Origin of the sequence: Paenibacillus sp. FSL H8-0280 (assembly GCF_045040665.1) — a bacterium.
Taxonomy (GTDB): Bacteria; Bacillota; Bacilli; order Paenibacillales; family Paenibacillaceae; genus Paenibacillus; species Paenibacillus xylanexedens_A.
Genome location: NZ_CP150296.1, coordinates 2,549,844 through 2,567,057, shown reverse-complemented (window position 1 = coordinate 2,567,057; position 17,214 = coordinate 2,549,844). Strand labels below are relative to the sequence as shown.

The 17,214-nt window shown below is 47.3% G+C and carries 17 protein-coding genes and 1 pseudogene; 6 read left to right on the top strand and 12 right to left on the bottom strand.

Translation table 11 applies throughout. The annotated features are described in order from the left end of the window. Positions 1-59: 59 nt before the first annotated feature. The 3 genes from MHI12_RS11570 (at position 60) to MHI12_RS11560 (ending at position 2,436) form a co-directional block, all read left to right on the top strand. Positions 60-1,058 (top strand): YpdA family putative bacillithiol disulfide reductase, encoded by a 999-nt coding sequence (locus MHI12_RS11570; RefSeq protein ID WP_076249782.1) that lies wholly within the window; start codon positions 60-62, stop codon positions 1,056-1,058. A gap of 5 nt (positions 1,059-1,063) precedes the next feature. Continuing rightward, positions 1,064-1,507, top strand: coding sequence for a DUF441 domain-containing protein (locus MHI12_RS11565; protein ID WP_036609212.1), 444 nt, complete (start codon positions 1,064-1,066; stop codon positions 1,505-1,507). A gap of 416 nt (positions 1,508-1,923) precedes the next feature. Next, a complete protein-coding gene (locus MHI12_RS11560; protein WP_036609214.1) occupies positions 1,924-2,436 on the top strand; it encodes a hypothetical protein in 513 nt (170 codons plus the stop codon). Between the two features lie 98 nt (positions 2,437-2,534). Here MHI12_RS11560 and MHI12_RS11555 read toward each other — a convergent pair whose 3' ends face one another. Then, entirely contained in the window at positions 2,535-2,984 is a 450-nt protein-coding gene (locus tag MHI12_RS11555) for an NUDIX domain-containing protein (RefSeq protein WP_405172408.1), read from the bottom strand. Between the two features lie 76 nt (positions 2,985-3,060). Further along, positions 3,061-3,357 (bottom strand): HesB/YadR/YfhF family protein, encoded by a 297-nt coding sequence (locus MHI12_RS11550; RefSeq protein ID WP_017689086.1) that lies wholly within the window; start codon positions 3,355-3,357, stop codon positions 3,061-3,063. Between the two features lie 485 nt (positions 3,358-3,842). Between MHI12_RS11550 and MHI12_RS11545 the strand changes: the two genes are divergently transcribed. After that, complete coding sequence (locus tag MHI12_RS11545; RefSeq protein WP_036609220.1) at positions 3,843-5,588, top strand: ABC transporter ATP-binding protein; 1,746 nt, start codon at positions 3,843-3,845, stop codon at positions 5,586-5,588. Between the two features lie 12 nt (positions 5,589-5,600). Continuing rightward, a complete protein-coding gene (locus MHI12_RS11540; RefSeq protein WP_405172407.1) occupies positions 5,601-7,691 on the top strand; it encodes an ABC transporter ATP-binding protein in 2,091 nt (696 codons plus the stop codon). Between the two features lie 184 nt (positions 7,692-7,875). Here MHI12_RS11540 and MHI12_RS11535 read toward each other — a convergent pair whose 3' ends face one another. The 8 genes and pseudogenes from MHI12_RS11535 to MHI12_RS11500 form a co-directional block, all read right to left on the bottom strand. Continuing rightward, positions 7,876-8,502 carry a YdcF family protein gene (locus tag MHI12_RS11535; RefSeq protein WP_405172406.1) on the bottom strand — a complete coding sequence of 209 codons (627 nt, stop codon included), beginning with the start codon at positions 8,500-8,502 and terminating at the stop codon, positions 7,876-7,878. After that, on the bottom strand, positions 8,499-9,044 hold the full coding sequence (locus tag MHI12_RS11530; protein ID WP_053061520.1) for a hypothetical protein: 546 nt from the start codon (positions 9,042-9,044) through the stop codon (positions 8,499-8,501). The genes MHI12_RS11535 and MHI12_RS11530 overlap by 4 nt, the downstream gene beginning before the upstream one ends. Positions 9,045-9,143: 99 nt before the next feature. After that, entirely contained in the window at positions 9,144-9,854 is a 711-nt protein-coding gene (locus MHI12_RS11525; protein WP_405172405.1) for a hypothetical protein, read from the bottom strand. After that, positions 9,851-10,909, bottom strand: a complete 1,059-nt coding sequence (locus tag MHI12_RS11520; RefSeq protein ID WP_405172404.1) for an ATP-binding cassette domain-containing protein — start codon at positions 10,907-10,909, stop codon at positions 9,851-9,853. The genes MHI12_RS11525 and MHI12_RS11520 overlap by 4 nt, the downstream gene beginning before the upstream one ends. Before the next feature lie 6 nt (positions 10,910-10,915). After that, positions 10,916-12,639 (bottom strand): annotated as a pseudogene (gene argS / locus MHI12_RS11515) (arginine--tRNA ligase). 283 nt (positions 12,640-12,922) lie between these two features. After that, on the bottom strand, positions 12,923-13,057 hold the full coding sequence (locus MHI12_RS11510) for a hypothetical protein (RefSeq protein WP_280523088.1): 135 nt from the start codon (positions 13,055-13,057) through the stop codon (positions 12,923-12,925). A 122-nt stretch (positions 13,058-13,179) separates the two neighbouring features. Continuing rightward, complete coding sequence (locus MHI12_RS11505) at positions 13,180-13,515, bottom strand: four-helix bundle copper-binding protein (RefSeq protein ID WP_036609230.1); 336 nt, start codon at positions 13,513-13,515, stop codon at positions 13,180-13,182. A 73-nt stretch (positions 13,516-13,588) separates the two neighbouring features. After that, complete coding sequence (locus tag MHI12_RS11500) at positions 13,589-14,707, bottom strand: CobW family GTP-binding protein (protein ID WP_405172403.1); 1,119 nt, start codon at positions 14,705-14,707, stop codon at positions 13,589-13,591. A gap of 171 nt (positions 14,708-14,878) precedes the next feature. Here MHI12_RS11500 and MHI12_RS11495 point away from each other — a divergent pair, with 171 nt between their 5' ends. Next, entirely contained in the window at positions 14,879-15,397 is a 519-nt protein-coding gene (locus tag MHI12_RS11495) for a molybdenum cofactor biosynthesis protein B (RefSeq protein WP_047842524.1), read from the top strand. 76 nt (positions 15,398-15,473) lie between these two features. On the opposite strand, the gene MHI12_RS11490 is transcribed toward MHI12_RS11495, so the two are convergent. Continuing rightward, entirely contained in the window at positions 15,474-16,028 is a 555-nt protein-coding gene (locus MHI12_RS11490) for a hypothetical protein (protein ID WP_405172402.1), read from the bottom strand. A 74-nt stretch (positions 16,029-16,102) separates the two neighbouring features. Then, positions 16,103-17,122 (bottom strand): oxidoreductase, encoded by a 1,020-nt coding sequence (locus MHI12_RS11485; protein ID WP_405172401.1) that lies wholly within the window; start codon positions 17,120-17,122, stop codon positions 16,103-16,105. Positions 17,123-17,214 lie beyond the last annotated feature (92 nt).

The following is a 17,214-nucleotide window of genomic DNA, read 5'->3' as shown; positions in this document are numbered from 1 at the left end:
GGCATTGGCTCGTTATTTACGGTAGGATTATATTGCTTGAAATAAGGAGGATTAAGAACATGGAAGATGTCATTATTATCGGCGGAGGCCCATGCGGTCTGTCTGCTGCCATTGAATGTGAGCGGCTGGGACTGTCCGCTGTGATCGTTGAGAAATACAATATCGTTCAATCTATTTATCTGTATCCAACCCATATGCAGTTTTTCAGCACAGCCCCGCTGCTTGAGATCGGAAACGTTCCGTTCAGCACACCTAATGATAAACCGTTTCGTTATGAAGCACTTGCCTATTATCGCAGGGTAGCCGAACATTTTGGTCTGCGTGTTCATAACTATGAGGAAGCCCGTGAAATTAAACGCAAGGATGATGGTACGTTTGAGGTACATACGCTCAATCGCCGCGGGGAGGCCATCGTACATGTTGGACGCAATGTAGTTGTAGCTACCGGTTATTTTGACCATCCTAACTATCTGGGCATCCCTGGAGAAGATAAAGATAAAGTAACCCACTACTTCCGGGAAGCCCACCCGTATACCCGTACACGTGTCGCCATTATTGGCGGAAGCAACTCAGCCGTGGATGCGGCCATGGAACTGGTTCGGGTCGGAGCACATATTGATATGGTTTATCGCGGCAGTGGTCTGTCCCAGCATATTAAACCATGGGTACGTCCGCTATTCGAGAGCATGGTGACAAAAGGTCATATCACACTCCACCTGGAATCACGCGTGAATGAAATACTCGATGATTCGATTCGTCTGATACACACGGACGGTTCCACTCGGGAACTGGATAATGACTTCGTACTGGCAATGACCGGTTTCCGTCCAGATCGTCAACTACTCACGTCGGTAGGTGTGGAGATGTCTGATGATATGGATAAACCTCTATATGATGCACAAACGATGGAAAGCAGCGTACCTGGTGTATATGTGGGCGGAGTCATCGCTTCGGGTCGTAATGCCAATGAAGTCTTTATTGAATCCGGGCGCTGGCATGGACGTTACATTGCGGAACATATCGTTAGCAAACAACGTGGACAGACTGAAGGGAAATGAAAACAATGGATATGACTTCCCTGCTGTTGCTCGTATTTGCGGCTCTCGGGATTATCAGCAGCAACACACCTGTGACCGTAGCGATGGTATTTCTGTTGTTGCTACGAGTCCTGAACCTGAATCAGGCATTCCCATGGCTTGAAAAATACGGACTTACACTGGGCATTATCATTCTGACCATTGGCGTGATGGCACCTCTTGCCAGTGGCAAGATGAGTTTGCAGACGATCGGTGAGTCTTTCCTGCACTGGAAGTCCCTGCTCGCCATTGGCGTAGGATTACTGGTGGCATATCTCGGAGGACGTGGCGCTACGCTGATGGGTACACAGCCAACTGTCGTTGCCGGGCTGTTAATCGGAACGGTACTTGGGGTTGCCCTATTCAAGGGTGTACCTGTGGGTCCATTGATTGCGGCGGGAATTTTATCATTACTACTGGGCAAATCCTGATTCAAGTTGTGAAGGTTGTAACCTGACATGCTATGCAGATTGGCTGTATTTCCCACCGTTGTGTGATATACTTCTATTCATGCAAATCATGTACACGAGTCTACAGCAGAATAATCCACATTAGAGGTTGTTCAAAAAGTCCGCTTTTGATTACGAAGGATGCCCAGAGGCATCATCAGCATCGAATATGGAATTCAGCCGAAATAAGCGGGAGGCTTACGAAGTATGTTTCCGAAGGAAACATTTTGGTTGCTCACGTAGTTTTCCCTACGCTCCGCTACTCCATTTCTAGCTTCATCCCATCTTCTCGGTACTGAAAACCGTCCTATTTGAACACGTACTATTATGGTTATGCTGTTGCATAAACGTATAGATTCACTTTGCAACTATTAATGGCGCAGGAGGATTAAGGAACCATGTCACGTCAGTTTATTACAGAAGCCGTGATGGTGGCCATTTACGGTCAATTGCTAGCGCCGCCCGCGCCTGTTGAATATATTGTTCCTTATACCACCATCCTTGAGCTATATGAATTCCAGACCAGTCCTGATCCCATGATGGATAACCCGGCAGATGATCAGCATGTAAAATCCAAAATCAATGAAATGATTTCTTATTTCGAGGAACCGCTGAATAAGAAAAAAATAGAGCGTGCGTTACTTGTTCCATGGGCTAAAAGCCCCTCCATTTTATTTGGTGACCAAGTATCCATTGCCATTATCAATGCAATAGATACGGCACAGTACGGGGAGTATTTCGATCCCATTGAGACCGAACTGCTGCTGACATCTCAGCGCCTGAGTATCCCGATTCTCACCGATCAGGTTGAACTGATTGCACGCATAATTGAGTCTGAATCACCTGTACAGGTATTTGATATTGATGATTTTGATTTTGCGATGGATGATGAACCACTGGATCAGGTGTAATTCATGCTCTGTGCACTTAAATCGGATTTTTAAAAAAAAATGACCTTGGCATCCACTGTATCGTGCATGCCAAGGTCATTTTTCCGTCAACACTTATTTTATTCTGCAATATCCCGCGCTAACAGGACTCGGCTAATCTGATTAAGAGGTGGTAACGACTCCAAAGCAAAAAACTTCAGACCTGCATCACTATTTACACGCGACTCCACAAGGTCATCCTGAATGATCACTGTCCGGAACAGGGCAATGACATAATACTCTTCATCTCCGCTTGAATGCAAATACCGAAGGTCAGGCCCCGAATAGAGACCTTCCAGTGTCATGGTATCAGCAGTCCAACCTGTCTCTTCCCATAACTCCCGATGTGCAGCATCTTCAATAGCCTCACCCGGGCGCATCTCACCTGCTGGCAACCGCCAGTGACCATGTTCAGCATGCTGAATCAGCAGTAATTCACCTTGTTCGTTCTCAGCCCGCACCGCCGCTTTTACAACAATATGAGAGCGTTTTGCGATATACTGGGCCAAATCTCGTGGTGGCAGATTCACTGCTTATCCCCTCCTCCTACTCGGAAGCCGGTGGCGACCTGTAATCCATCTATTGCTTAGCAGAATACTTCAAGGATTAGATTTCCGTGTAACGATATTCGATATCCTGACCTTCATCAACGATATCCACATGCAGTTGGTGCCCTTTCAGATACCAATAATCGTGATCTTCCATAAAGAATTGAATCCCCGACACTTCTGTTTGATCCGCAGGATGTCTTGGTTTCTCCACAGCAATACCTAGCGAAAATCCAGGGTGAAGACCTCCGCCAGAGCTATAACGTGCAAAAAATCGAATGCTGTCTCCTTCGTTCAAATTCAGCTCTTCCTTGTACCAGCGAGCAGCTTGATCGGATACATGTATGGTACTCATTTGGTGTCAGCTCCTTCTGTATATATATGTTCCATCATATCTCGACAGGGACTTGAATACAAACCCGAGTGACCACATAAAGACAAAATAAGTTGTGAAAAATGTTTGACAGATTGTAAAAGCCGGTGTTAAGATGCAAACATACGAGGTCTACATTGTATTTATTTCCAAAAAAAGAAAGGGTGATTACGGTGTTTAACAAACATATGATAGGTCAATTCAGCACACAACTAAATACCGGAGCACACCCGAAATCATTATTCCGTTCATAAGTCGGCATGACAGGCGATCTTTCATTAGAGCCTCTGTGATGTTTACTCACAATCGAACTTATATATGGTGGCGGCTCTGTTCTCTGAGCCATGCTGCCGTATGATTATATGAAGACATACCGCCTGCGTGCGGTATGTCTTTTTTTGTGGGTACATTTCGGCATTCATGAACGGAATTTGCATTTCTCGGACATCGAAAGGAAGGGATAACACTTGTTCTCTGTACTTAAAAACCTGGCCTGGTTCTTCCGGCTGGAACGCAAACGATACCTAACCGGTGTCATCTTGCTTATTCTGGTGGGCATTGCCGAACTGCTGCCTCCTCGTCTTCTTGGTAATGCCATCGACGAGATTGTGCGCGGTTCCATTACCGGCACCTCACTTACGCGTTATATTCTGCTTATTCTGGGAACAGTCATCATTATCTATCTCGTTACATACGTTTGGATGCACAAACTGTTTGGTGGTGCCAATCTGGTGGAGCGGCTGCTTCGTTCACGCTTTATGGACCACTTGTTACGGATGACTCCTCCCTTTTTTGAGAAAAACAGAACAGGAGATCTGATGGCTCGGGCCACCAATGATCTTCGTTCCATTGCCACTACAGCAGGCTTCGGCATGCTGACCTTAACAGACTCTACAGCCTTTCTGGCCACCGTATTGTTCGCCATGGGTTTCCTGGTTAGTTGGAAATTAACCTTGGCGGCAATCCTGCCATTACCTTTTATCGCCATTGCCATGATGATCTATGGTAAAGCTGTACATCAACGTTACACCCTGGCACAGGATGCATTCGGAGATATGAACGACCAGGTGCTGGAATCCATCGCCGGGATTCGTGTCGTGCGTGCTTATGTGCAGGAACGTCTGGACGAGAAACGGTTCGCCGACGTGACCGAAGATGTGTATCGCAAAAATCTGGCTGTTGCCAGAATGGATGCCCTATTTGAACCCACCATCCGCCTCTTCGTAGGACTCAGTTATGTGATTGCACTTGCCTACGGCATTTATCTTGTATTTCATAATGAAATTACCCTGGGGGATCTCGTATCGTTTAACATGTACCTGGGGATGATGATCTGGCCCATGTTTGCCATCGGCGAATTAATTAACCTGATGCAACGTGGTAGCGCTTCGCTTGATCGGGTCAACGAGACTTTATCCGTAGAACCTGCCGTACAAGATGTGGAGCAACCTGCCCACGTTACGAATCCGGAAGAAATTGCGATGCAGGATGTTACATTCCGTTACCCAAGTTCCACTGTCGACAATCTCAGTCATATCAGCTTTTCGCTGCGACGGGGTCAAACATTGGGTGTTGTGGGTCGTACGGGTAGCGGTAAGTCTACTTTGCTCAAACAACTGCTTCATGAATACCCTGCCGGTTCGGGCACATTAAGCATCTCGGGTCATCCGATTCAGGATATCGCCAAAGATGACTTGCACAGCTGGATTGGGTACGTACCACAGGAACAAGTTCTGTTCTCCAAATCAGTTCGTCAAAACATTCAATTCGGTCAACCTGGGGCCAGTGATGAAGTCATCATGGAAGCCATTCGTACCGCCGCTTTTGACGGGGATCTGGGAACCTTATCCGATGGACTGGATACACTCGTTGGTGAAAAAGGAATCTCTCTGTCCGGTGGACAGAAACAGCGGGTATCGCTGGCGCGTGCCTTTATTGCTAATCCTGATATTCTGATCCTCGATGATGCCTTATCTGCGGTCGATGCACGTACTGAAGCCAAAATTATTGAAAATATACGCAACAAACGCTCGGGCAAAACCACGCTGATCTCGACTCATCGCCTGTCTGCTATTGAACATGCTGACCGAATCATCGTACTGGAGCACGGGAAAATTACGGAAGAAGGCACTCACCAGGAACTGTTAGCCATGAACGGCTGGTACCGTGAACAGTATGAACGGCAACAGGTCGAGTCCAATCTGTCCACGTAGGAGGTCAATTCATTGAAGTCTAATACAGGCAAAAGGCTGCTTGATTACGCCTTGAAAGCCAAAGGAACATTTATCGCTGCATTAATTATGCTTACCATTGGTGTTGCAGCCGAGCTTGCCGGGCCGTTCATCGCCAAATCCATGATCGACAATCACTTGCTCGCGATTGAGCAGCCTTTCTATGAGACGACAGCTTCAGATGAAGCCGCAGTCTACAACGGTAAGAACTACAAACGCGAAGGCTTGTTCGAACCGGATGAAAACAAAGGTTCCGAAGTGCGGGTATTACAAGCCGGCAGAAGTTTTTATTTTGTAAACGAACCGGTAAGCGCACCTGACGGGGACCGCACATATACGGATGGAACCCTCACGGTTACACGCGCAGGTGAGGTAACAGGCCAATATGCGGCAACACCCCTGTCCGCTGGTGAACTGTTTGCTTTTTACAAACCGGAGATGCCCAGCATCTATCAATTAATTGTGTATTACATGATCTTCCTTGTGATCTCGGTCATTATGGAGTTTGGTAAAACTTTCTGGCTGCAATCCTCGGCCAACAAAGTCATTCAAAGACTGCGTAACGATGTGTATGCCCATATTCAGCGACTGCCGGTGCACTTTTTTGATAACCTGCCCGCAGGTAAAGTTGTATCTCGGGTCACAAACGATACAGAAGCCGTCAAGGATCTGTTCGTTGCCGTTCTTTCGAACTTTTTCTCAGGAATCATCACGATTACAGGTGTGTATGTCGCACTCTTCCTGCTCGATGTTCGCCTGGGTCTAATCTCATTATTCGTTGTGCCGATGCTCATTACATGGATTGTGCTCTATCGCAAATTCGCTACTCGCTACAACACGATCATTCGATCCCGACTGAGTGAGATCAATGCAATCATTAACGAGTCCATTCAGGGGATGTCCATTATCCGCGTATTCCGCCATCAGAAACAAACCAAACAGGAATTCGAAGATCTGAATGATGACTATATGAAACACCAGAACAAAATGCTTAACCTGAATGCCTTCACCTCACACAACTTGGTTAACGTATTACGGAATATCGCCTTTGCGGTTGTCCTGTGGTACTTCGGTTCCAGTGTGTTGGATGGCACAAGTATTATCTCCCTGGGTGTTCTGTATGCCTTCGTTGATGTCCTGGGCCGCTTGTTCCAGCCGATTACCGGCATGGTGAATCAGCTCGCCAACCTGGACTCCTCCCTCGTATCCGCTGGTCGCGTCTTTGAGCTGATGGATGAAAAGGGAGAAGCTGTAACCGATGGCTCCATGCCAAGATACAAAGGGAATGTTGTCTTCGATGATGTATCCTTTGCCTATAAAAAAGATTACGTGCTTAACAATATCTCATTCAAAGCATCCCAAGGTCAGACGGTCGCTCTGGTCGGTCACACCGGTTCAGGTAAAAGCTCAATCATCAACCTGCTATTCCGGTTCTATGATCCGCAAAAAGGCAAGATCACGATTGACGGTCAGAACGTCAAAGATCTGCCTAAACAGTGGATTCGCGAGCATATGGGGATTGTATTGCAGGACCCGTATCTGTTCACAGGCACCATTGCTTCCAACGTCAGTCTCGGCGATGAGAAGATCTCCCGTGAGCGAATTGAACAGGCACTGCGTGATGTAGGCGCTGAACGTATCCTGGCTCATTTGCCTCAAGGCTTTGACGAACCTGTCATCGAAAAAGGAAGCACATTGTCTGCTGGACAGCGTCAGTTGATCTCCTTTGCTCGGGCACTGGCGTTTGATCCGGCCATCCTCATTTTGGATGAAGCGACAGCCAATATCGATACGGAAACAGAAGCTTTGATTCAGAACGCACTCGAAGTCCTCAAAAAAGGACGTACCACCTTCATCATTGCTCACCGTCTGTCCACTATTCGTTCGGCAGATCAGATTCTGGTTCTGCATCGTGGGCGTATCGTTGAGCAAGGTGCACATGATGAACTGATGGAGCTTAAAGGCCGCTATTATAAGATGTATCAGCTTCAGCAAGGTGCGCAAGCAGCAGCGGTCGCAACTCTCGAGAATCCGTCGGGTGAGATCATTCCAACCTCAACCTCCTTTGCCGGAGGCAATGCATAACAGAGTAAAACAGATAGCTCTTTAAGTAACCAATCAAAATGATGTACTCGACGGCAAAACAAAAACCGATCTACACAGCTACCTCAGGGTTTGCGGTGTAGATCGGTTTTTTTGTATTTTCATCTGAAGGCATGTTCGGTTACTGTTTATTTCGTCCAGACAAAAAAACAATCCGCGCGCAACCTCACGGCTGCTGCGAATTGTCTATCCATCCTTTGATCGTATATCCCATGTACATCACAGTCTCCCTTGCGAGAAAAGGAAACTTGCTGCGCCAGGTTCGATAAGCCGTTGTTCGTGTCGGAGATGGTACGGCATCCATACCCAGCCCGGCAGCCAGCTTCATGGCCCGTTTCATATGCAGCGGATCACTCACAATTGTATAGGTTTGATAACCGGCTTGTTCACCAATTGGAATTGAATTGACCAGATTCTCCTCGGTAATTCTGGATTTGGTCTCGATGCGAATGTCCGCAGGATCTACTCCATGTGCGATGGCATACTTCTGACCCACTTCAGCTTCCGTATGTTCTCCATCATCACCTGACCCGCCTGTGAAAAGCAGATTACGAACGGTACCCTGACGGTATAATTCAATCCCGTGTTCAATACGTTCGCGAAATACAGGTGAAGGGTTATCCCCCGCCACGGCTGCGCCCAGAATGATTGCTGCGTCCGATATCCTGGATGAATCCTCATCCGTATATGCAGATATACGTATTGCTGTAACCACAGTCCACAGGATTCCAACCAATACTACAGCCAGAGCCGTAATTAATATCCAGCGTTTCGTTATCCGTTTGCTTGTCATTCATCCTCTTCCAAAGCCCTTGCTTGCATACTCTCGGTATGCATACGCTCCAGCGTTTGCAGAGCTGCTGCGGATTCGGCATCCAGACCAAGCTCTGCAATCCAGGCACCCGTATATTGCTGAAGACGGATCTCCAACTCCTGTGCACGGTCTTTGAAATCCTCCAATTCCTTAATCATGCGTGATCGTCCTTCCGGACTGAATGTCTCATGAATTCTTTCCTTAAAATAATGATGTACAATACGGTTACGTTGCTGCCATAATTCATTCAACTGGCGAGTCTCTTCCTCAGAGAATGTAAAATGATGGCGCACTTCGTGAATGAGCTGCCCCAGTGAACTGCTCATTTTTCGTTCGTACAGATCTTCGAGATCCTCTTCAGACACGGCTTTGCCCTGAGACATTTTCATTAATAAAATCAGATTGACCAGCTGCTGTTCAAGCGCCTGCCCGTAGTACACTGCCAATCCGTAATAGGCAAACAATTCCCTGGAGTGTTCGCTGTCCAGCATGTCACCATTCTGGATATCTGTATTTTGCATATGCGAGCGCCCCCTTCAACCGTACAATGTTAACCATTCCATGTCCCTCTATCCTAACCAAACCAAGAGCAACATTCAAGTTATCGGGAAGCGCGTCTTCTAACTCCGCAGATCTCTTCTTCCGGACAGCCACACATGGATGATAAGTAACCCTAATGCATAGAGCACAGTCCACAGCATAACCGAAACAAAAGAGTCCATCTTTGATTCATCAAATAACATCATCTCACGAACCAGATAAAAGGCTGGTGGAAGAATGCGGCCAAGCCATTCTAACGATTCAGGCAAACGTTCACTTAAGGAACCTTGGATAAACGATAGTAATAATACAATAATGAGGGCAGGCATACTTCGACTAAGCAAGGGAATGTACGATTTTTGAAAGAATACACTGATGCCTAATCCCAGCAGTGATAACCCCAGATGTCCTAACCAAGTCATCATCCACTCCTCACCTGTGGGTTGTCTCTCGAACATTCCAGCGAACACGGGATACAGCACAGTGATTGCGGTGAGCATGAATTGCATTATCCAGGCACAGATGAGTTGACTTATTACAACCTTACGCCTGCTTCCTGCATGAAGGACGAGTAATTGATACTGCTTTGCAGGTTCGGTATTCATCACCATTACTCCGAGCCAAGCAGCTGCCAGAAATGACAGCATAGCCGTAACACTGTAACTGTCGGCAATAGGGTTGGGTTTGTAAGAATAGATCAGCAGCATGGCGATGATATAAAAGATAACCGGTGCAAAATATTTCTGTGAGCGAATGTGATGCCTTAACAAATATCGGGTCAGATAGATCATTGTGCTTCTCCCCCCGCATCATCCATGGAAGAGCTTAAGTCCACAGATTCTGTGACACCTCTATGACTCGCATGTACAGCTGGATGTTGTCCTTCCAGCAGACTTTCCATATGTAATTGACTTTCTTCCTGTTGTACTGACACAACCGAACCTCCGGATGCCAGAATTATTCTGAGGACATCATCTGTTGATTGTTGAACCACTTTCCACTCCCACAACCAAGAATTGGATATTCCTGAGCTTGTATTACGAACTAAAGACAGTACTCCCGGTTGTTGTTGTACAATGGATAGATCGTTAACCAGATCCTCTCCGGCTTCCGTTAGACTTTGAATACGTACAACGGGTTCGCCAGCTTGAAGTATATCTTCACGACTCCAGTAGCGGAGCACGCTGCCTTTCTTCAACACAATTACTTGGTCTGCCAAACGTTCAATAAGCAACGGTTCATGGCAAGCTGTAACGATGGATGTCCCTTCATCCTTCCATTGTCCCAATAAGGATACAACTGCCTCTTGAGCTGGAATATCCAAGCCTGATAACGGTTCATCCAACAGCAAAAGACCACCCGGTCCAGGTAACAGGGCCTGAATCAAATTTACTTTTTGCAGTGTGCCCTTCGATAATAAGGGTAACTTCTGATCGATCGCGGTATCGAGATATAAAAGTTCACTAAGTTCTCTAATCCGCTCACGCAGTATTTCGGGGCGAATGCCCCGAATCCGTCCCATGTCCCACAAATACTCTCCAGAGGTAAAGGGTAAACGTGTCAGGCCATCTACTGCATACCCATCAGAACCCTTCATTGTGCGCTGGATCGATCCTGTATCTGGTAACAAAATACCTGCCAACATACGTAGCAACGTACTTTTGCCAGAGCCGTTTCTGCCAACAAGCACAGCACATTCGCCCTGTTTCACTTCCAGATTAATTTGATTCAGTACTTGAGCATTGCCTAATCGCTTGCTCACTTGTTGAAGCAACATACCTCGACCTGATGAGTCTGGTACATCTTGATCCGCTTTTTTGAAAAGTCCACGTATACTCCTTATCACCTGGGATCACATCCGCTCTGGAGCTTGCACACCTAGCAAATGTAAACTGTACGCGTGGCGTTCGGCAGTCCGTTTGGCCAATGCCACCCGGAAGGATCTTACATCAGATGACGCATCCGCAATCCGTTCGGCGTGATAGAAGCGATTGAACGCCTGAGCGACATCTATTGTATATTTGGCAATGACCGAAGGCTCATTCCGATGAATTGCTTTTTCCAGATACTCGGGATATTCACCAAGCAGTTTCAGCAATGCCCATGAGGTATCGCCGATAAGGGATGAAGTCGTCCCTGTGTCATTTACATCATCTGCAATCGTGCCGTTAGTCAAAGGGTTTTCATTTTCAATACGGATCGCCTCTTCTGCCTTGGCAAGCACACTTTGAATCCGGGCATGGGTATACTGCACATAAGGTCCGGTCTCTCCTTCAAAACTCACCGCATCTTCCAATGAGAAGTCCACATCGTTTAACCGACTATTACGCAGATCACCGAAGACAATGGCACCTACACCAACAGCCTCAGCCACCTTCTGCGGGTTCTCTAGATTCGGGTTTTTCTCCTGAATAATCTGCAAGGCACGAGCGACTGCCTCATCCAACACTTCCTGCAAAAAGACGACTTTACCGCGGCGGGTAGACATTTTCCGTCCCTCAAAACGCATTAAGCCAAACGGGATATGTTCACACTTCACAGACCATTCATGACCCATCCGGGATAGGACCGCAAATACCTGCCGGAAATGTAACTTCTGCTCGCCTCCCACCACGTATAACAACCGATCTGCCTTCATCACCTCATGACGATAGACTGCCGTAGCCAAATCCCGAGTAGGATAGATTGTTGTTCCGTCTTTTTTGATAATCAGGCACGGGGGCATGTTCTCATCTTCCAGACGTACCACGAGTGCACCATCACTCTCTTCAAGTAAACCTTTTACCTTCAGTTCTTCAACCACTGCCCCCATCTTGTCATTGTAAAAGCTCTCTCCCAGCGTATGGTCGAACTGCACATTCAGACGTTCATACATCCGGTTGAATTCCTTCATGCTCACTTCCACAAAGAACGTCCATAACCGCTGTGCTTCATCATCCCCTTGCTCCAGCTTGCGGAACCACTCGCGTGCCTCAATCTCCAGTGAAGGATCGTTCTCCGCCTCATCGTGGAAGCGCACATACAGTTCCAGGGACGTACGGATCGGGTCTGCCTGCAACGCTTCATCATTGCCCCACCGTTTGTATGCTGCGATCTGCTTGCCAAACTGGGTTCCCAGTCTCCCAAGTGATTCACACTTACAGAGGTATAACCCGCTTCGTTATACAACCGATACAGTGCTGCACCGATTACAGTAGAACGCAAATGTCCAATTCCGAAGGGTTTTGCGATGTTAGGGGAAGACATATCAATCACAACACGCGAACCTTGACCAAGCTGAAGCTTACCAAATGCCACATTCCCCAGTTCTTTCAGCAGATTCGGCGCGAGCTTCTCCCGGTTAAAACGGATATTTACATACGGCCCGGCGGGAGTCGCTTCAATTCCAGATGCCTGCAATCCCGTTGCGAGCTCGGTCGCAATGACTGTCGGTGCTTTTTTTAATGACTTCGCTAATACAAAACAAGGGAATGCTGCATCACCCATCTCCGCCTGTGGTGGGACTTCCAGTAATCTCAGAACCTCTTCTTCATTCAAACCCGTTAAAGGGGTAATATCGGCCGCAGCCTGCTTCATCAACATGTCAAACACTCCTTATCCATTCATTATTGGCTGAAAATAAACACAAAAAAGCTCTCGTCTCTAAATAAGAGACGAGAGCTGAATTAACAGTTCCCGCGGTACCACTCTAGGTGAACAGCTACTCCTAATATGCATCAACATGCATACCAGTAGAACCTGTTCCGCTCGATGCGTATAACGGTCGCAAGCCGGGTTACCCTCAGACAGATATGGTCTATCCCAATCGGGATACGTACATCTTTTCGGATAACCATCTCACGGGTGCGGTTCACTCAGGTCATGTCATACCGGCTTCCACCTCTCCCGGCTCGCTGTCATGTATGGATCTGGCTACTCTCCCGATCATTGATATTCTTCGTTTCAATTCATTGCCATCATTATACATACCACGATCAGAATTGGCAACCTGCATTAAAAATCCCCTACTGAAAGGCAACACATAGGCACATCGTCTCAGATGCTTGTGTTCACTGCCTTCCCTTAGGGGACAACGGTCATTATCGGTTTTAATTATATATTCCAGTGAAATAATATTTACGCTACTGCTGCCATCAACCGGCAAGCTTCTGCACATCTGCGGCAAGCCTCTGCACATGCTTGGCAGTGATCATGGTGGTGTTTGCCACACTCAGCGGCGCAAGCTTCACAAGCTTTCACACACAATTCGCATATTTCAGCAATGAAATCACTTCCACGTGTCATCGCTTGTGCAGCAAAACTGCAGATCTCCGCACATTCCCGATTCAAACGAATGCAATCACGCAACATCGCCAGATCATATTCTTTCAGACTCGATATGTAACATACGTTGCATGCATTCATGCACTCCAAGCAAGCATCGATACATTGTTGATATTGTTGTTGTGTCATTTAAAGTTACCTCCCAGGCAAAGTTTGCTATGCATCTTAATACCCAGTTCGGAGGAATATTGAATCATCTAACCTACTTTATCGCTTCCAATTCCAGTAATTGGTCACGAATGACAGTTTGGTCAAAATGTTCACCTATAAACACAGCAACATTAGGGACATCTCCCTGAGGTGTAATCTTCATGTAATCCGATTCACGGTAGGCATACTGGAACCAGAAGCGGCTCGCCGTGTCACTAAACGATAAGATGCCTTTTGCTCGATATACATCCCGTGGCAAAGCAGATACAAATTGTTCAAATGCTTCGCTGTTCACCGGATGACTGAAATAATGTGTATACACCATAACATGTTCGTGTGATGCATGAGGCGCGGAATGTTCGTGACCATGGTCATGGACATGGCTATGGGATGCGTCAGTATTTGTAGCATCGTCTTGGACCGTGTGATCTGTATGTTCATGACCATGATTGCAGCCATGTGTACCACAAGCTTCCGTATGCACATGATGCTCTTGGTGAGCCGGCTTACCTGCTTCAGAAGCTGAATCACGCACGTGTACGTCTGCCCCGCTGCGAAGCAACAGATCCATCTCCACCTCACATTTCACCGTAGGAATTACAGGTGCGAAGCCATTCCATTTTGCCAAAAGCTGCTCCAGATCCTTCAGTTCCTGTGCACTCACCCGATCCGTTTTGTTTAAGAGAAGCACAGACGCACAACGAATCTGCTCCTGCATCAGTTTGAACGTCTGCCCCTTCTGCTCCTGATATAGGCCAGATAGATGCGCTGCATCCACAACAGTAATGAGACTTTTCAGTTCCAGTCGCATGTAGAGTGAGGTCTCCGTTACCGCATCCAGAATCTCCATTGGATTTGCCGCACCGGTTGCTTCAATGATAATCACATCCGGTGATTCCTCTTGAACGAGATCGGCAAGTTGCAATCCCAAGTCACCACGTACGGTACAACAGATGCATCCACCTAACATCTCTGTCATCGGGACGGTGGAATCCACAATCTGACCATCCAGATTGACTTCACCCAACTCATTCATAACCACTGCGGGACGCAAACCCTGCTGTTGCCAATATTCGATCAACTGAACAAGCAGTGTTGTTTTGCCACTCCCCAAAAAACCTGACAGTATATATACAGGTATGGATTGTTCTTTTAAAATCGTTTCATTCATGCGTATACACCTCTCTGATTGTCCTTCTTGTAACCTGATCTATCTATATCTAGCGAGTGTACACCATCCCGCATTCGTTGTGCAATAACGTTCAACTCTTCCCAAGTACATTGCCTGATTCTACCGGATGGTCTATGCTATGAGGACATGTTGATTGAAGGAGGAAGTTTCATGACTAATTCAGTGGAACAACATCGCCAGGAAGCTCCGACCACGGTATCGTGCATGATTGTTACAGTATCGGACACACGCACTAAAGACACTGACACCAGTGGCCAGCTCATGCACCAGCTTCTGAATGAAGCAGGTTATCAGATCGTTGAATACATCATCACACCAGATGAAACGGAGAACATTCGAAGCATCCTGCAAGATGCAGCTGTTCGTGATGATATCGAAGCCGTGTTACTTAGCGGCGGAACAGGGATTGCACCCCGAGATACAACCTACGAAGCGGTGTCTTCACTACTCGACAAAGAACTTCCGGGCTTTGGTGAGATCTTCCGTTTTCTCAGTTACACCGAAGATATCGGTTCCGCTGCCATCCTGAGCAGAGCCGTCGCTGGAACGATTGGACGCACAGCGGTATTCTCCATGCCGGGTTCCAAAGGAGCCGTCAAATTGGCCATGGAAAAACTCATTTTGCCCGAGCTGCGGCATGTGATGCGTGAAATATATAAACCCGTCTGAAAGATCAGACGGGTTTTTCGGGTTTATTTTCAGCTGTATGGTAAGGATTGAAAGTTTTCTGTGCTCCCATCTTCTCTTACCTTAATTGCTCCAACACATGTTGGAACACCTGCAACACATCCTGTTCATACTTGTCCTTTTCCCCACCAGAAGCTGTATAAACGAGTGAGACGTACTCTTTGCTGCGAATCGTTGTCCGGCCAAGCGCATTCTCCAAGACAGCCTCATCACGATCCTCACTATACATTTGTTTCATGCTGGCAGCCCGGGTTGTCGCATCACTGAAAATATGGACTTTCACGATGTGTCTGCCACTTCCATTTAACAAATACATATAAGAGATCCCACCATGGCCGTCATCGGCAAACATATTATTCATCAGCTGAATGCCTTTTGCTTCAAAACTCTTACTGATCTCACTCACCAATTCACCGTTTAATCCGTGTCCTTGACTCTGTGCCCGCACATTTCCTTCATCTGTCGCTTCGCGGGTGTAGACCTTCCGCTCCTGTTCAATGGATGATGCCGAACAAGCCACCAGGGACCAGACACTCGTGATCAACACGCCACTTACAAGTACCAACTTCATTGTTCTTCCAACCAGACTTCGCCCTTTTCTACCAAACCACATGCCAATCCTTCCTTTCCAGCCACGTGTACTGTGACCCAATCAGGTAGAATTAGCATGTCTAAGGACTTAGAATCTTATGCGGATGGCAGATCTGATATCGTATTGACCACCGTACGACCTACTGCACCACCTTGGAGTATCGTCTCCAGCGTATGAGGCAATTGATCTAGAGAAATTTCGCGGATTCCCAGTTCCAGCGCGCTCTCCGGTTTCCATTCTCCGCCGAGCAATTTCCACAATCGTTCCCGACGTTCCATCGGACAATATACAGAGTCTATACCAATAAGCTGGATGCCACGCAAAATAAACGGAAGTACCGTGGATTCAAAAGCTGTGCCTCCAGTTAACCCGGATACCGCTACCGCACCTCCGTATTGAATCTGTTTCAATCGCTCCGCAAGAGCCGGTCCTCCTGTTGGATCAACAACTCCCGCCCATAGCTGTTTCCCCATGGCTCCTTTAACTGGAGCATCAGCTTCTTCACGAGTAATAACCTCTGATGCCCCCAAGTTTCGGAGCAATGACTCCTCCTGATCCTTCTTGCCTGTGCTGGCTGTTACTTCGAAGCCTAGTTTCGCCAGAATGGCAACTGCCATACTGCCAACACCACCCGTTGCACCCGTAACCAGAACCTTGCCCATCTCCGGTGTCACTCCAGCCTGTAACAGCGCATCTACCGATAGTGCAGCCGTAAATCCTGCGGTTCCAATTGCCATGGCTTCTTTCTCACTGAGACCTGGTGGCAGAGGCACCAGCCATTCACTGCGCAGACGAGCATACGCGCTGTACCCTCCGTAGTGGGATACGCCAGGTTCAAATCCTGTACTGATCACCCGATCTCCTGGTGCAAAACGTCCACTGACCGACTCCTCTACCGTTCCGGCCAGATCAATCCCCGGTACCATCGGGTACTCACGAACGACACCGCCTTTCTCAAGGGTCGCGAGTCCGTCTTTATAATTGACACTGGAATACTGCACCTGTACCGTTACATCTCCATTTGGCAGATCTTCCTTCTTCAGTTGCTCTATAGCAGCTTTCACTCCGCCCTGTTCTTCTTTACGGACAACATATGCGTTAAAATGGTTTTTCATCGATAGCCACTCCTTTTTTGGATTTTGTATATTTTTCCATTAAGCACATGAATTGTTCGTATTCATGCTTAACGGCTCCTTTTACTTCTGGA

What these genes read in the sequence shown, in the direction of transcription:
- MHI12_RS11570 (WP_076249782.1), top strand. Translation starts at nt 60, where the DNA reads ATGGAAGATGTCATTATTATCGGCGGAGGCCCATGCGGTCTGTCTGCT.
- MHI12_RS11565 (WP_036609212.1), top strand. Translation starts at nt 1,064, where the DNA reads ATGGATATGACTTCCCTGCTGTTGCTCGTATTTGCGGCTCTCGGGATT.
- MHI12_RS11560 (WP_036609214.1), top strand. Translation starts at nt 1,924, where the DNA reads ATGTCACGTCAGTTTATTACAGAAGCCGTGATGGTGGCCATTTACGGT.
- MHI12_RS11550 (WP_017689086.1), bottom strand. Translation starts at nt 3,357, where the DNA reads ATGAGTACCATACATGTATCCGATCAAGCTGCTCGCTGGTACAAGGAA.
- MHI12_RS11535 (WP_405172406.1), bottom strand. Translation starts at nt 8,502, where the DNA reads ATGACAAGCAAACGGATAACGAAACGCTGGATATTAATTACGGCTCTG.
- MHI12_RS11530 (WP_053061520.1), bottom strand. Translation starts at nt 9,044, where the DNA reads ATGCAAAATACAGATATCCAGAATGGTGACATGCTGGACAGCGAACAC.
- MHI12_RS11525 (WP_405172405.1), bottom strand. Translation starts at nt 9,854, where the DNA reads ATGATCTATCTGACCCGATATTTGTTAAGGCATCACATTCGCTCACAG.
- MHI12_RS11510 (WP_280523088.1), bottom strand. Translation starts at nt 13,057, where the DNA reads ATGCAGGTTGCCAATTCTGATCGTGGTATGTATAATGATGGCAATGAA.
- MHI12_RS11505 (WP_036609230.1), bottom strand. Translation starts at nt 13,515, where the DNA reads ATGACACAACAACAATATCAACAATGTATCGATGCTTGCTTGGAGTGC.
- MHI12_RS11500 (WP_405172403.1), bottom strand. Translation starts at nt 14,707, where the DNA reads ATGAATGAAACGATTTTAAAAGAACAATCCATACCTGTATATATACTG.
- MHI12_RS11495 (WP_047842524.1), top strand. Translation starts at nt 14,879, where the DNA reads ATGACTAATTCAGTGGAACAACATCGCCAGGAAGCTCCGACCACGGTA.
- MHI12_RS11490 (WP_405172402.1), bottom strand. Translation starts at nt 16,028, where the DNA reads ATGTGGTTTGGTAGAAAAGGGCGAAGTCTGGTTGGAAGAACAATGAAG.
- MHI12_RS11485 (WP_405172401.1), bottom strand. Translation starts at nt 17,122, where the DNA reads ATGAAAAACCATTTTAACGCATATGTTGTCCGTAAAGAAGAACAGGGC.